We start from the raw sequence: 13,187 nt of genomic DNA on the forward strand, positions 1-13,187 counted from the left end.
CGAACCTCTACCTGTCATGGAGCTCACTTGGCACGGCCATTCGACGTGGCACGTCACCGTTGGGGAGACAGACCTGCTCATCGACCCGTTTTTCGATAATCCGCACACGTCACTCGACGCCAGCGACGTCGACGAGCCCGATTTCCTGCTGTTGACGCACGGGCACGCCGACCACATCGCAGACGCCGGCGCGTTTTCCGACGCGACGGTCGTCGGGACGCCGGAGCTGACCGGATTCATCGAGGACGAACACGGCGCCGACGACACCATCGGAATGAACCTCGGCGGAACCGTCGAGTGCGGCGACGCGTTCGTGACGATGCACCGCGCCGATCACACGAACGGGATCAACACCGGCTACGAGTACGACGCCGGCATGCCCGCTGGCTTCGTCATCAGCGACACCGTGCCGACGCAGGTCGCGGACGAAGAGACCACGACCTTCTACCACGCGGGCGACACCGGCCTGATGACAGAGATGCGTGAGGTCATCGGTCCGTACCTCGAACCCGACGCCGCCGCACTGCCGGTCGGCGACCACTTCACCATGGGACCGATGCAGGCCGCCATCGCCGTCGACTGGCTCGACGTCGACCACGCGTTCCCTATGCACTACGACACGTTCCCGCCCATCGAAATCGACGTCGACGACTTCGAACGCGAAGTCACGGGCACGGGGAGCGACGCCGACGTGCACGTGCTCGACGGCGACGAGACCGTCGACCTCTCCGAACTGTAGCCATCGAGGACCCCCCCGTTCTCGTGGTCCCACTTGCGTCGGTCACCGAACAGTCTGAGATAGCCGCCTCCGTTTTCCGCTTGCCCATCGTTTAGCTCCGTGCAGACCCTCGTACAGAGGGATGCCAGACATCGAGACCACGACCACGAACGACGAGACGTTCACCGCCGAGAACCACCTCGGCGAGTACGCGCTCGACATCGACGCACAGGGCCGGACGGCCCCGTCGCCGAACGAAGTCCTGGTCGCGGATTACGCCTCCTGTTTCACCTTCGCGTTCCGCGCCGGCGCGATGCGCAACGACTACGACGATCTCGGACAGATCCAGACCGAAGCCGAGGCAAACCTCGACGACGAAGACGACTTGACGGACGTTTCGTTCACCATGCTCGTCGAAGCCGAGTTATCCGACGACGAGATCGACGACCTGCTCGACAACGCCGAGGACATCTGCCACGTACACGCCGCACTCCGCCAGGACCTCCACGCAGACGTGACGGTCGAATCCGGTGCGTTCTGAGGCGACTCCGACCCGCACCGGATTCCGAATGACAATTTGTTATAAACCCCCGTTCATGCCCGGGAGAAGTATGACTGTAGACAGTCCGCTACAGATAGGTGCAGCCTTGGTCGGGGGATGGACCTGGACCGAGGCAGATACGGCCGTCGGCTTCGATGGGGCACTGCCCCGACGGACGATTCACATCATGGGTGGGGACCCGCGCCACTGGGGGTGGCACGCGTCGTATCGTCCGCCGAAGTCGAAACGGACGCTTTCTCGAAAACGCTGATACACCGGGAGCCGTTACGCTATGGTATGAGTGACCAGTGGACCGATCGTATCGTCGGTGACCGGATGACTGTCGATCAGCAGTTCACCGACCGCGTGACGAACTCACAGTTCTCCCGGCAACAGTGGGGACTCGTCATGACTGCCGTCGAATTCGACATCGAACATCCGGAGGACGAAGAGCGGGCGCGCCTCGTCGCCGATACCAGCAACCTGCCTTCGATCATGCCCGAACTCGATGCCGTCGAGCAGGCAGGCCCGATGGGTGCTGCTGGCGGTCCTGGAAACCCCGGAAGCGGGGACAGCTCCGGACTACTCGGCGGTCTGAAAGACGCACTCGGCTTCGGTGGCGGTGACCAGAGGCCGGACGCGAACTCAGAAGTCGATCCCGAGCGACTCGAAGCGGCCGAACAACTCGCACAGGAGTACGCTGCGGAGCTACAGGCACAGCTCGAAGACGGTGGGAAGTGGAACGAAGTCCGCACAGCAGCGAGCTCGACCGATCAGTAATCTTCGTCGCTGCCCCTGAACAGGGTGAGCTCCTCGGCCTGGTAGATGTTGATGAGTTCGTTAATTACCTCGTCGTAGCTCTCGTCGTCGATTCGAAGGTCGTCCAACCGTTCGATCGTCTCCGCTTCGAGGTCCACAGTCGGCATAGATAATTCGACGCTCGGCGTCTCCTTAAGATACCCGGCTGGCAAAGTGCGGTTCCAGCGGAGACGCGGGCAGCGAGGTGGATGATCGAGTCGCAATTAGTGGGGAGTACGCCGCAGCGATTGGGCCGGGGAGTTTTATTCTGGGGACCCGAAAGAAAAACGAAGAGGGGAACAGCACGTCACACCTGCTTTGGTAGCTGCGACCGAACTGGGAAGACAGTAGCGGTCAGTCCAGAACGGATCCAGCCGTCTCCTGCCGAACAAACAATACAGATGGGTTACATTGTCGAGTACACGCTGGCGAATCCGATCCTCGAAACGACACGCCGTTCAGTCCCCGACGTCGAACTGGAGGTCGAGGACGAACAACCGATCTCAGAGGAGAACGCGCGACTCATCTTCTGGGCCCGGGGAAGCGAAGCGGACTTACAGCGGTTCGAGGAGGAACTGCCGACCGATCCGTCCATCACGGACTACGAATTCTTCTCGGACATTTCGGAGCGGCGTCTCTTTCGCGTGACGCTTTCCGAAGTGGGCGAACGGGGCCTGACGTACGTCGACGCGATCGACATGGGGATCACGTTCCTGGAAATCCTGGCGAAGGGCGACCACGTCGAGTATCGCGCGCAGATCCCCGACCGAGACGCCCTCGTCGAGTATCGGAAACTGTGCGAGGACCACGACCTCTCCTTCGAGCTTCGCCGGCTCTACCGGAGCGATGACGGCGATACGGCCGGCTACGACCTCACTGACAGACAGCGGGAAGTGCTCCTCCGCGCTCTCGAACAGGGGTATTACGAGGTCCCTCGCGAGATTTCGACCGAAGAGCTCGCCGCCGAATTCGATATTTCGAGTCAGGCACTTTCCGCCCTGCTCAGGCGCGGACACGAGGCGTTGCTCCGGAGCACGGTTGCAAAGGACGGACACAATTAAAGGGTTGGTGGGCCAACCCGACCAATTTCCCCTCGATATCCACGAGTATGAAGTACTCAATGGCTACCGATCTGACTCAGCAACAGGGAGAGACGAACCGCGAGATCACCACGCACACCGCAACCGACGGGGAATCACTGAGCGAAGCAGTGATCGTGGCGCTCCGGAAAGCAGCGAGCCGCACTACCGCGACGACGACGGACCAACTGGACGTCGGCGCCATCGATCCCCTCTTCGAGACGATCGACCCCGACGCGCTGGACGCGCTCTTCGGGCAGCCGGGCGACGGGACTCAGCAGTCTGGGACTGTCTCGTTCACCCACTCGGGCTTCGAGGTCACCGCGAGCGGATCCGGCGAGGTACTGGTCACGCGGGCATAATCGCGCCCGATCCGTCTCCCGTGGGCCCTCGCTACGTCTTTTCTCAACCGACTCCAGTCGGTGACAGACGCCACAATTCTGTACAAGTCCGCTGGGGCGAGTTACCCGGCGTCGGTCAGCACAGAATAAAGCGGTAGAACGGTCTATAGCTGGTCGACGATCGCGTCTGCCACGTCCTGGGTCGACGCGTCGCCGCCCAGATCAGGTGTCCGCGGCCCCTCCGCCATCACTGCTTCGACTGCCGAACGGACTCGCGCGGCGTCGTCACCGTAGCCGAGGTGCTCGAGCATCATCGCGGCCGAGAGCACCATGGCCGCGGGATTCGCGATCTCCTGTCCCGCGATGTCGGGCGCCGACCCGTGCACAGGCTCGAAGAGCGCGTTGTCGGGACCCACGTTCGCACTCGGGAGCAGGCCCAGTCCGCCCACGAGTCCGGCGGCGAGGTCCGACAGCATGTCCCCCGCCAGGTTCGGGCAGATGACGACGCCGTAGTCTTCCGGGTGCATGATGAGGTGCATCGCGAGCGCGTCCATCAGCGCCTCGTCGTACTCGTAATCGCCCTCGTCTGCGACCGCCGAACAAGCTTCGAGGAACTGCCCGTCCGTGGTTCGCATCACGTTGGCCTTGTGTGCGACCGTCACGTCGTCGAACCCGTTCTCAGCTGCGTACTCGAACCCGTACTCGGCGATGCGTCGAGACGCGGAGTCCGTGATGAGCCGCGTCAGCGTCGTCACGTCGTCCGAGAGCTGGCTCTCGATCCCCGCGTAGACGCCTTCGGTGTTTTCCCGAATGAAGACGAGATCCGTCTCGGGTTTGACCGCGTCGATGCCCGGATACGACCGTGCGGGACGGACGTTCGCGAAGGAATCGACTGCCTCTCGGAGCGGGAGGATGACGTCCGCAGCCGTCTCGCCGGCCGCGCCGAACAGCGTCGCGTCGGATTCCTCGGCCAGTTCGTACGTCTCGTCGGGGAGTGCCTCGCCGCGCTCCTCCAGAACGGCGTCGCCAGCCTCGCCTTCGACGAACTCGAAGTCGATGTCCAGTGCCTCCAGTACGTCGAGCGTCGCCGGGACGACCTCGTGTCCGATGCCGTCACCGGGAATAACCGCGATTTGCTCTGTCATGGCCGAAGGTGCGTAGGGGGCCGAAAAGAGCGTGTCGATACGCCCGTTTTCCATACACAACATACATATTACATTTAAACTGACGACCACTTCGGCCGACCTAACTGCCTGCAGTCGTGCGGTTTTGTGTCACGTCACCCGTCACCACACTGGCTGAAATATCATCATCTTTAATCACTGGGTTGCGATGGTGAGGGTGATGCCTGCGAATACTACCACCGGCAACCCGGGTCCACTGGGGTTGGCGGCGTTCAGTCTCACGACCGTGTTACTGAGCCTCGTCAATGCCGGCATCTTCGGTATCGAACTCGAGATGGCGCTTATCCCGCTCGCACTCGTCTTTGGCGGGTTCGTGCAGTTGCTCGTCGGACTGCTCGAATATCAGGAGGGGAATACCTTCGGATTGACAGCCTTCACCAGTTACGGGGCGTTCTGGATCTGGTTCGGACTGCTTGTGACGATGACCCACAACGGGTGGCTCCCCTCGGTCGGCACGTCTGCGATCGGGATGGTTCTTCTCGTCTGGGGCGTGTTTACCGTCGGTATGTGGATCAGCACGTTCAAACTCAACTGGGCGCTCTGGAGCGTTTTCCTCGTTCTCTCGGTGACGTTCTTCCTGCTCGCCTTCGGTGACCTGTTCGGGATGCCGTCGCTCACTCGGTACGGTGGCTACCTCGGACTCGTCACCGCCGCTGGTGCGTTCTACGTCAGCGTCGCGGAAGTGACGAACTGGAGTTTCGACCGCGAGGTTCTCCCGCTCGGGGACGCGCCGCTCGGGTCGACGCCGAGCACCCCCGACTCTGTGAGCGTCGCCGACGACTGACCAGCAGCGACGACACCGCTGCAATCTCTCTTTTCGACGTACCGACCGTCCCTCTCGGCAATCGATTTCACATCGGCTTCGTCCTACTCGCTTTCCCCGAGCGGGTGTTCGACGTATGAGAATCCATCGCTGACGGAGAGATGTGGGGCGCCGAACGGGTTCCACCACGGTGGAGAACGCCCGACTCAAGGGGCTGTTCTTTTTCGCCTACGCGATCAGTGACGTCGAGTCGGAGACGTAGAAAACGCGAAAAGAACCGATCGTAGTCGAACCCTGAGGCGTCCTCAGCCGTCGAGGTACGGCAGGTTCTCGGCCGTCTCCTCGATGGCGTCCTGGTTGGCCTTCATCAGCGCGGTCGTGTCCCAGATGCCTTCGACGAGCGCCTTGCGCTGGCCCTCGTTGACGGTTACGTCGACGGTCTGTCCGTCGTACGTCACCGTCTCCTCGGCGACGTCGATGTCGATCTCGGCGTCGGGGTTCTCGTCGACGAAGTCCTGGATTTCCTCGACCGTCTCCGAGTCGGTGGTGACGGTCGGGAGTCCGAGCGCCAGACAGTTGCCGGCGAAAATCTCGGCGAAGGACTCGCCGATGAACGCGTCGATGCCCCAGCGCATCAGGGCCTGAGGTGCATGCTCGCGCGAGGAGCCACAGCCGAAGTTGGAGTTGACGACCATAACCGAAGCGTCCTGGAAGCGCTCCTCGTTCATCGGGTGGTCCTTGGGTTCGTCGTTCTCGTCGAAGCGCTGGTCGAAGAAGGAGAACTCGCCCAGCCCGTCGAACGTGACGACCTTCATGAACCGCGCCGGAATGATCTGGTCGGTGTCGATGTCGTTCCCGCGGATGGGAACGCCCTTGCCGTGGACCTCGGTGACCTCCGGAATCTCCACTTCTTCGCTCATACGGACACCACCTCCTCCATCTCGCGAACGTCAGTGACTTCGCCGGTGACGGCCGCAGCCGCGACCATCTGCGGGTTCATCAGGACGGTCCGACCGTCCTTCGAACCCTGGCGGCCGACGAAGTTCCGGTTCGACGACGACGCAGAAGCCTCGTCGCCCTCCAGCTGATCGTCGTTCATGCCCAGACACATCGAACAGCCGGCGTTTCGCCAGTCGAAGCCGGCGTCCTCGAAGACGTCCTTCAGCCCCTCTTCTTCGGCGGCTTTCTGGACGCGCTGGCTGCCGGGGACGACGAACGCGCGCACGTCATCTGGCACCTGACGGCCCTCGACGATCTTCGCGGCACGGCGCAGGTCCGGCAGTCGTGCGTTCGTACACGAACCCAGGAAGGCCACGTCGATCTCGTAGCCCTCCATCGTGTCGCCGGGTTCGACGCGCATGTGTTCCTGTGCCTGCCGGGCGGTCTCTTGCTTTTCCTCCGGCAGTTCCTCGGGTGCCGGAATCGGCTCGGTGACGCCGACGCCCTGACCGGGCGTGGTTCCCCAGGTGACGACCGGCTCCAGTTCGCTGGCGTCGATGGTGACGACGTCGTCATACTCGGCGTCCTCGTCGGAACGGATGGACTCCCAGTACGGCTTGAGTTCGTCGAACTTCTCGGGGTTGTTCTGGAAGTAGTCCGTCTCCTCGAGCCACTCGTAGGTGGTCTCGTCGGGGTTAACGTAGCCCGCGCGAGCGCCGCCCTCGATGGACATGTTGCAGATGGACATCCGCCCTTCCATGCCCAGGTTCTCGATGGCTTCGCCGGCGTACTCGTAGACGTAGCCGACGCCACCCTCCGTGCCCAGGCGACGGATGATCTCCAGAATGACGTCCTTGGCTTCGACGCCATCGGCGAGTTCGCCGGTGACCTCGATCTTCCGGACCTTCTGTTTGTCCATCGCGATGGTCTGGGTCGCCAGCACGTCGCGGATCTGGCTGGTCCCGATCCCAAAGGCGAGCGCGCCGAACGCGCCGTGGGTCGAGGTGTGGCTGTCACCGCAGACGATCGTCTTACCAGGCTGGGTCAGGCCCTGCTCCGGGCCGACGACGTGGACGATCCCCTGATCACCGGTCTCGGGTGAGAGGAACTCGATGCCGGACTCGCGGACGTTGTCTTCGAGTTCCGCCATCATCTCTTCTGCCGCGTCGTCGCTGTACGGCCGCGACTGGTCGGCAGTCGGAACGATGTGGTCGACCGTCGCCAGCGTCAGGTCCGGGCGCGCGACCTCCATGTCGCGCTCCTGGATCATCCCGAACGCCTGCGGACTGGTGACCTCGTGGATGAGGTGCAGGCCGACGAACAGCTGATCCTGTCCGTTCGGCAGCGTCGTTACCTTGTGGTTGTCCCAAACTTTGTCGTATAGTGTTCCCGAACTCATACTGTCTCGTCGCGTCCTTCGGTCCCCCGCTCGAAGACGCGCATCGCGCCGTCTCCCGTCGGAGGTGTGTGACTCACGTCTTTCATCGTCTGTTTCTCGCTCCGCTCGCGACGCCCGCCGTCGGACCTCCGGCCCAACGAGGATCGCGAACCGTCGGTTCGCTCACCGCCATCCGCTGCGACCGTCTGACCGCGTCGGAAGACGACGGTCTCACCGAACGACTCGTCGGTGTAGGGGTTCGTGTGACTGACGTCTTTCATTGCGTCTGTCATGGTGTTACTCGGCGTCGTCGCCCCAGGCGAACAGGTCGCGCAGGCGACCGCCGACCTCCTCGATCTGGTGGTTCTGTTCCGCGTCGCGATACTGCTTGTAGGCCGGCCGGTTGGCCTGGTTCTCGGTGATCCACTCGCGGGCGAACTCGCCATTCTGGACGCCTTCGAGGATCTCCTCCATCCCCTCGCGGTTGATGACTTCCTCACCGCGGGTGAGACCGCCGTACTCGGCGGTGTCGGAGACGGAGTTCCACATCTCCATGTGGCCGCCTTCGTACATCAGATCGACGATGAGCTTGAGTTCGTTCAGGCACTCGAAGTACGCCATCTCCGGGCTGTAGCCCGCGTCGACCAGCGTCTCGAAGCCGACCTTGACCATCTCGGTGACGCCGCCACACAACACTGCTTGCTCGCCGAACAGGTCGGTCTCGGTCTCTTCGCGGAACGTCGTCTCGATGACGCCCGCGCGGGTGCAGCCGATGGCCTTCGCGTATGCGAGCCCTTCTTCTTTGGCCTCACCGGTCGTGTCCTGATAGATCGCAAGCAGGCCGGGGGTCCCCTCGCCCTTCTCGTAGTTGCGGCGGACCAGGTGGCCGGGCGACTTGGGTGCGACCATCATCACGTCCACGTCGTCGGCGGGACGGATCTGGCCGTAGTGGATGTTGAACCCGTGGGCGAACATCAGCGTGTCACCGGCGTCGAGTTCGTCCTCGATCTGGGCGTACACCGAAGGCTGGACCGTGTCCGGGACCAGCATCATGACCATGTCGGCCGCCGCAGCGGCGTCGACTGGGGTCATGACTTCGAGCCCTTCGTCCTGTGCTGCCTCGCGGGAGGAGGAACTCTCGCGGAGTCCCACGACCACGTCGACCCCGCTCTCGTGGAGGTTCAGCGCGTGTGCGTGGCCCTGGCTTCCGTAGCCCAGGATCGCGACCGTCTCGTCTTCGATGTTCGATACGTCTGCGTCCTCGTCGTAGTAGATCGGGTTGGTAAAGTCGTCAGTCATCGTCTGCTGTTACCTGCGTTGGGTTTCCGTCTTCAGTCACTGCTGCTGTGGGCTGTTCTCCGCGCGCCAGCGCCGCGTCGCCGGTCCGGACGACCTCGCGGATGCCGAACTGCTCGTACGCGTCGATGGCGTCGTTGATCTTCTGCTCGTCGCCGGTGATCTCGACCGTGATCGTCCGCGGCCCGGCGTCGAGCGTGTCACCGTTGTACATCTCGGTGATCGCCTGCACCTTGTCCGGCTCGTCGCCGTTGACTTTCAGGATGACCAGCTCGCGCTGGACGGCGTCCGGTTCGAGTTCGCGCACCGAGACGACCGGGATCAGCTTCTGGAGCTGCTTTTTGGCCTGCTCGATGCCCGGTTCGGGCTCCTCGATGACGATCGTCATCCGAGCACGGCTCTCGTCGGTGGTCGTCCCGACGGTGAGACTCTCGATGTTGAACTGCCGGCGGCTGAAGAGGCCGGAGACTTCGGCCAGCACGCCGGGTCGGTGTTCGACCAGCGCCGAAAGAACCACGCGGCGCGGTTCGTGCTCTGCCTCGACTTCGGGGTCGATGCGAATGCCTTGGTCGTTGCGCCGTCCCGTCGGCCGTTGCCGCTCGCCCGGGGACGGTCCTGGGAGTTTTCCTGTCATTGTTAGATGTCGTCGAGCATGTCCTCGGAGAGGGCGAACAGTCCGTTGTCGCCGCCGCTCGGGACCATCGGGTAGACGTTCTCTGCCGGGTCGATCAGCACGTCCACGACGGACGGCCCGTCGTACTCGATGGCTTCCTGGATGGTCTCCTCGACGTCGTCGTAGTCTTCGAGCCGCCAGCCGCGGGCACCGTACGCTTCCGCCAGCTTGTCGAACTCCGGAATCCACGGGTACTCCGAGGCCATGCGACGGCCGCCGTAGAAGCCGTCCTGCCACTGGCGGACCATGCCGATCGCCTCGTTGTTCAGGACGACGATGGTGATGTCGAGGTCCTCACGCACTGCGACGGTGAGCTCCTGACTCGTCATCAGGAACGAGCCGTCACCCTCGAAGGAGACGACCTCCTTGTCGGGTTCGGCCAGTTTGGCACCGATGGCTGCGGGCACGCCGTAGCCCATCGTACCGAGGCCGTGCGAGGAAACCCACGTCCGGGGCTCCGTGTAGGTCCAGTACTGGCAGGCCCACATCTGGTGCTGGCCGACGCCCGTCGTGACGATCGCGTCGTCGTCAGTCACGTCGTCGAACTGCTCGACGATGTACTGGGGCTTGAGCGGCCGGTCCTCCGGCATCTCGTAGTCCAGCGGGTACTCGTCTTTCCACGTCTGGCACTGCTCGCGCCACTCGGCGATGTCGGGCGCGCGCGTCATCGCGTCGTCCAGCTGGTCGAGCACCTCGCTGGCGTCGCCGAGCAGCGGGTAGTCGGCTTCGACGTTCTTCGAGACTTCCGCCGGGTCGATCTCGACGTGGATGACCTCGGCGTCCGGCGCGAAGCTGTCGATGCCGCCCGTCAGCCGGTCGTCGAAGCGCGTCCCGACGCCCAGCAGGCAGTCGGTCAGCGTGATGGCCATGTTGGCGTAGCCGGTGCCGTGCATCCCGGCCATCTCCAGGCTGAGTTCGTGGTCTTCGGGGAACGCGCCGATGCCGGGCATCGTCGTGATGACCGGGATCTCGTACTCCGTGGCGAAGTCGCGCAGTTCGTGCCACGCCTCGCCCTTGATGACGCCGCCGCCGGCCAGGATGACCGGCTTGTCGGCGTTCATCAGGCACTCGGCCGCGGCCTCGACGATCTCCTCGTCCGCCTCCTCCGGCGGGTTGTACGTGTCCGGCGTCTTCGGCTTGCCTGGCTCGACGGTCGTCTCCGGGATGGTGACGTCCTTGGGCAGGTCGACCAGGGTCGGTCCCTGCCGGCCTTCCGCTGCCAGCGCGTACGCGGTCCCGACGTCGTCGCCCACCTCGTCCGGCGACGAGGAGAAGTAGTTGAATTTCGTGACCGGCGCGGTGACGCCGATCGTGTCGGTCTCCTGGAACGCGTCGTTCCCGACCAGATCCGTGGGGACCTGGCCCGTCAGGGCGATCAGCGGGTCGGAGTCCATGTTGGCGTCGGCCAGCCCCGTCACGAGGTTGGTCGCGCCGGGACCCGACGTCGCCATACAGACGCCCGGATCACCGGAGACGATGCCGTAGGCGTCGGCGGCGTGCACCGCGCCCTGCTCGTGCGCCATCGTGACGTGCTTCAGGTCCGATTCGCTGTACAGCGCGTCGTAGACGGGCATGATCGCCCCACCCTGGACGCCGAACAGGTACTCCGCACCCGCTTTCTTGAGCGACGCGATGACCGCGTCGGCACCCGTCTCGATGGGTTCGACGTGCGTCTCCTCTTCGGGCTCGGTCGGTGCACCGCCTTCGGCCTCCGTTTCGACTTCGTCCGCGTGCGGTGTCTGTGCGCCTTCGCTCATGTGTTCTGCCTCCGTGTCTGTGATCGATAGTGCGTGTCGTGCATGTCTAGTACCCTCCGTTGCTCGTTGATGGACGATGCGTCAAAAGCCGTGATGTAGGTGATGGTAGGGGCTAGTGGGCCCCTACAATAATCTGCAGAATCACGAGCGCGTCGCTGGAGGCGGGACTGACCCGACCGCCAGCGCGCGTTGTCATCGGTACGATGGTACACCGTCCGAGCGGTATAATTCTTCCGAGTTGCGACTAGCTCTCCGTTTAGCCGCCGCTCGGGAACGGTCGCAACCGGAAGGGAGGTCATCTCAGACCCGGACCTCCTCTTCTTTGACGCCGACTTCGCGGGCGAACTTCTCCAGAACGTCCATGGTGACCCGCTGTTTCTCGGCGCCGTAGTCCTTGACGCGACGGGTTACTTCCCGGACCTCCTCTTCGGTCGGGTCGAACCCGGCGTCACTGAGCCGCTCGCGAACCGAGTGTTGCCCGGTGTGTTTCCCGAGGACGAGTTCGCGCTCGGCCCCCACCATCTCCGGCGTCATGACGCCCGGCTCGAACGTGTCCGAGTTCTCGATGACGCCCGCTGCGTGGATGCCGCTCTCGTGCGAGAACGCGTTTTCGCCGACGACCGGCTGGTTGGCCGGGACCGGAATCGTCGACCGGTCCTCGACCAATCGCGACAGCTCCGTGATCCGCGTCGTGTCGATGTTGGTATCGACGTCGTACAGACTTTCGAGGGCCATCACGACCTGTTCGTAGGCCGCGTTGCCCGCCCGTTCGCCGATCCCGTTGACCGACACCTGCGACTGGCTCGCGCCAGCTTCGAACCCGGACAGCGCGTTCGCTGAAGCCAGTCCGAAGTCGTCGTGTGTGTGAACGTCCACGCGCGCGTCGATCGCATCGACGACCGTCTCGACCATGTCGTACAGTCGCCGCGGCGTCGCGACGCCGACGGTGTCTGGGAGATTCACCCAGTCGGCGCCCGCCTCGTCGGCGGCCTGCACCGCATCGATCAGGAACTCCTCGTCCGTGCGCGTTGCGTCCATAGGCGAGAACATGCACTCGACGCCGGCCTCCTTGACACGCTCGATGGACTCGACGGCGGCATGTTTGGCCTCCTCCCGAGTCGCGTGCATGGAGTCCTGCAGTTGGACGTCGCTCGTCGATACGAAAACGTGTATCAGGTCGACGCCCGAGTCGATTGCAGCCTCGACGTCTTTCTCTACCACGCGGGCCAGCCCACAAACGTCGCTACGGCTTGTCGACTCGGCAATGTCTCGAACAGCCTCGAACTCCGCGTCGGAGTTGACCGGGAACCCAGCCTCGATGACGTGGGTGCCCATGTCGTCCAGCACAGCCGCTATCTCGCGTTTATCGTCGTACGAGAACGACGTGCGTGGCGACTGTTCGCCGTCGCGCAGCGTGGTATCGAAAATCCGTGCTTCTTCTATTTCAGAAGTGGAATCCAGTGTGCCCTGGAAGAACTCGATCCGCCGGGGATCCCGACGTGCCCTCATTGTTGGACATGATTACATCCATATCGACGCCACGCCTCCTATATAAAGTTGTCCTTGCAACTATTGATGTCTCGACGTTTGACACGTGTCGCCATGGGTGACTTTTCCCCTTTTTGGACCTCGAACCGCCCGAATCCCGGTGGTCTGTCGGAATCGTGCAGTAACTGGGGTTCCTCCCAGGAGGATGCAAGAGAGTTCGGTTCGCGTGCAC

The 13,187-nt window shown here is 63.3% G+C and carries 15 protein-coding genes; 6 read left to right on the forward strand and 9 right to left on the reverse strand.

Annotated features, from left to right (window positions below; genetic code table 11):
- Positions 1 to 16 precede the first annotated feature (16 nt).
- The 3 genes from MU553_RS11915 to MU553_RS11925 all read left to right on the forward strand — a co-directional run bounded on the left by MU553_RS11915 (position 17) and on the right by MU553_RS11925 (position 2,039).
- Entirely contained in the window at positions 17 to 739 is a 723-nt protein-coding gene (locus MU553_RS11915; protein WP_247378133.1) for a metal-dependent hydrolase, read from the forward strand.
- A gap of 121 nt (positions 740 to 860) precedes the next feature.
- Positions 861 to 1,259: an OsmC family protein gene (locus MU553_RS11920; protein ID WP_247378135.1), complete on the forward strand. Its 399-nt coding sequence runs from the start codon at positions 861 to 863 to the stop codon at positions 1,257 to 1,259.
- A 297-nt stretch (positions 1,260 to 1,556) separates the two neighbouring features.
- Positions 1,557 to 2,039, forward strand: a complete 483-nt coding sequence (locus MU553_RS11925; RefSeq protein ID WP_247378138.1) for a DUF5799 family protein — start codon at positions 1,557 to 1,559, stop codon at positions 2,037 to 2,039.
- Here the strand turns inward: MU553_RS11925 and MU553_RS11930 are convergent.
- The gene (locus MU553_RS11930) at positions 2,033 to 2,185 is read right to left on the reverse strand and encodes a DUF7557 family protein (protein WP_247378141.1); all 153 of its coding nucleotides are present in this window, start codon (positions 2,183 to 2,185) and stop codon (positions 2,033 to 2,035) included. The genes MU553_RS11925 and MU553_RS11930 overlap by 7 nt on opposite strands.
- Before the next feature lie 273 nt (positions 2,186 to 2,458).
- On the opposite strand from MU553_RS11930, the gene MU553_RS11935 reads away from it, so the two are divergent.
- Together MU553_RS11935 and MU553_RS11940 are read left to right on the forward strand one after the other, a co-directional pair.
- Positions 2,459 to 3,118 (forward strand): helix-turn-helix domain-containing protein, encoded by a 660-nt coding sequence (locus MU553_RS11935; protein ID WP_247378144.1) that lies wholly within the window; start codon positions 2,459 to 2,461, stop codon positions 3,116 to 3,118.
- A 59-nt stretch (positions 3,119 to 3,177) separates the two neighbouring features.
- Positions 3,178 to 3,498 (forward strand): HalOD1 output domain-containing protein, encoded by a 321-nt coding sequence (locus MU553_RS11940; protein ID WP_247378147.1) that lies wholly within the window; start codon positions 3,178 to 3,180, stop codon positions 3,496 to 3,498.
- A 143-nt stretch (positions 3,499 to 3,641) separates the two neighbouring features.
- Here MU553_RS11940 and MU553_RS11945 read toward each other — a convergent pair whose 3' ends face one another.
- Positions 3,642 to 4,622, reverse strand: coding sequence for an isocitrate/isopropylmalate dehydrogenase family protein (locus MU553_RS11945; protein ID WP_247378149.1), 981 nt, complete (start codon positions 4,620 to 4,622; stop codon positions 3,642 to 3,644).
- Positions 4,623 to 4,821: 199 nt separating this feature from the next.
- Here MU553_RS11945 and MU553_RS11950 point away from each other — a divergent pair, with 199 nt between their 5' ends.
- Complete coding sequence (locus MU553_RS11950; protein WP_247378151.1) at positions 4,822 to 5,445, forward strand: acetate uptake transporter; 624 nt, start codon at positions 4,822 to 4,824, stop codon at positions 5,443 to 5,445.
- A 284-nt stretch (positions 5,446 to 5,729) separates the two neighbouring features.
- On the opposite strand, the gene leuD is transcribed toward MU553_RS11950, so the two are convergent.
- The 7 genes from leuD to MU553_RS11985 form a co-directional block, all read right to left on the reverse strand.
- Positions 5,730 to 6,344 (reverse strand): 3-isopropylmalate dehydratase small subunit, encoded by a 615-nt coding sequence (gene leuD / locus MU553_RS11955; RefSeq protein WP_247378154.1) that lies wholly within the window; start codon positions 6,342 to 6,344, stop codon positions 5,730 to 5,732.
- Positions 6,341 to 7,762 (reverse strand): 3-isopropylmalate dehydratase large subunit, encoded by a 1,422-nt coding sequence (leuC, locus tag MU553_RS11960; protein WP_247378155.1) that lies wholly within the window; start codon positions 7,760 to 7,762, stop codon positions 6,341 to 6,343. The genes leuD and leuC overlap by 4 nt, the downstream gene beginning before the upstream one ends.
- Positions 7,759 to 8,034 (reverse strand): DUF7989 family protein, encoded by a 276-nt coding sequence (locus tag MU553_RS11965; RefSeq protein ID WP_247378157.1) that lies wholly within the window; start codon positions 8,032 to 8,034, stop codon positions 7,759 to 7,761. The genes leuC and MU553_RS11965 overlap by 4 nt, the downstream gene beginning before the upstream one ends.
- 4 nt (positions 8,035 to 8,038) lie before the next feature.
- Positions 8,039 to 9,040 (reverse strand): ketol-acid reductoisomerase, encoded by a 1,002-nt coding sequence (gene ilvC, locus MU553_RS11970; protein ID WP_247378161.1) that lies wholly within the window; start codon positions 9,038 to 9,040, stop codon positions 8,039 to 8,041.
- The gene (gene ilvN, locus MU553_RS11975; RefSeq protein ID WP_247378163.1) at positions 9,033 to 9,671 is read right to left on the reverse strand and encodes an acetolactate synthase small subunit; all 639 of its coding nucleotides are present in this window, start codon (positions 9,669 to 9,671) and stop codon (positions 9,033 to 9,035) included. The genes ilvC and ilvN overlap by 8 nt, the downstream gene beginning before the upstream one ends.
- A 2-nt stretch (positions 9,672 to 9,673) precedes the next feature.
- Positions 9,674 to 11,467: a biosynthetic-type acetolactate synthase large subunit gene (ilvB, locus tag MU553_RS11980; protein ID WP_247378168.1), complete on the reverse strand. Its 1,794-nt coding sequence runs from the start codon at positions 11,465 to 11,467 to the stop codon at positions 9,674 to 9,676.
- Between the two features lie 300 nt (positions 11,468 to 11,767).
- On the reverse strand, positions 11,768 to 12,976 hold the full coding sequence (locus MU553_RS11985) for a LeuA family protein (RefSeq protein WP_247378170.1): 1,209 nt from the start codon (positions 12,974 to 12,976) through the stop codon (positions 11,768 to 11,770).
- Positions 12,977 to 13,187 lie beyond the last annotated feature (211 nt).

This window comes from Halorientalis brevis (genome assembly GCF_023077655.1).

What these genes read in the sequence shown, in the direction of transcription:
- MU553_RS11945 (WP_247378149.1), bottom strand. Translation starts at nt 4,622, where the DNA reads ATGACAGAGCAAATCGCGGTTATTCCCGGTGACGGCATCGGACACGAG.
- MU553_RS11920 (WP_247378135.1), top strand. Translation starts at nt 861, where the DNA reads ATGCCAGACATCGAGACCACGACCACGAACGACGAGACGTTCACCGCC.
- MU553_RS11940 (WP_247378147.1), top strand. Translation starts at nt 3,178, where the DNA reads ATGGCTACCGATCTGACTCAGCAACAGGGAGAGACGAACCGCGAGATC.
- MU553_RS11925 (WP_247378138.1), top strand. Translation starts at nt 1,557, where the DNA reads ATGAGTGACCAGTGGACCGATCGTATCGTCGGTGACCGGATGACTGTC.
- ilvN (WP_247378163.1), bottom strand. Translation starts at nt 9,671, where the DNA reads ATGACAGGAAAACTCCCAGGACCGTCCCCGGGCGAGCGGCAACGGCCG.
- MU553_RS11950 (WP_247378151.1), top strand. Translation starts at nt 4,822, where the DNA reads ATGCCTGCGAATACTACCACCGGCAACCCGGGTCCACTGGGGTTGGCG.
- MU553_RS11935 (WP_247378144.1), top strand. Translation starts at nt 2,459, where the DNA reads ATGGGTTACATTGTCGAGTACACGCTGGCGAATCCGATCCTCGAAACG.
- ilvC (WP_247378161.1), bottom strand. Translation starts at nt 9,040, where the DNA reads ATGACTGACGACTTTACCAACCCGATCTACTACGACGAGGACGCAGAC.
- MU553_RS11915 (WP_247378133.1), top strand. Translation starts at nt 17, where the DNA reads ATGGAGCTCACTTGGCACGGCCATTCGACGTGGCACGTCACCGTTGGG.
- leuD (WP_247378154.1), bottom strand. Translation starts at nt 6,344, where the DNA reads ATGAGCGAAGAAGTGGAGATTCCGGAGGTCACCGAGGTCCACGGCAAG.
- leuC (WP_247378155.1), bottom strand. Translation starts at nt 7,762, where the DNA reads ATGAGTTCGGGAACACTATACGACAAAGTTTGGGACAACCACAAGGTA.
- MU553_RS11985 (WP_247378170.1), bottom strand. Translation starts at nt 12,976, where the DNA reads ATGAGGGCACGTCGGGATCCCCGGCGGATCGAGTTCTTCCAGGGCACA.
- MU553_RS11930 (WP_247378141.1), bottom strand. Translation starts at nt 2,185, where the DNA reads ATGCCGACTGTGGACCTCGAAGCGGAGACGATCGAACGGTTGGACGAC.
- ilvB (WP_247378168.1), bottom strand. Translation starts at nt 11,467, where the DNA reads ATGAGCGAAGGCGCACAGACACCGCACGCGGACGAAGTCGAAACGGAG.
- MU553_RS11965 (WP_247378157.1), bottom strand. Translation starts at nt 8,034, where the DNA reads ATGACAGACGCAATGAAAGACGTCAGTCACACGAACCCCTACACCGAC.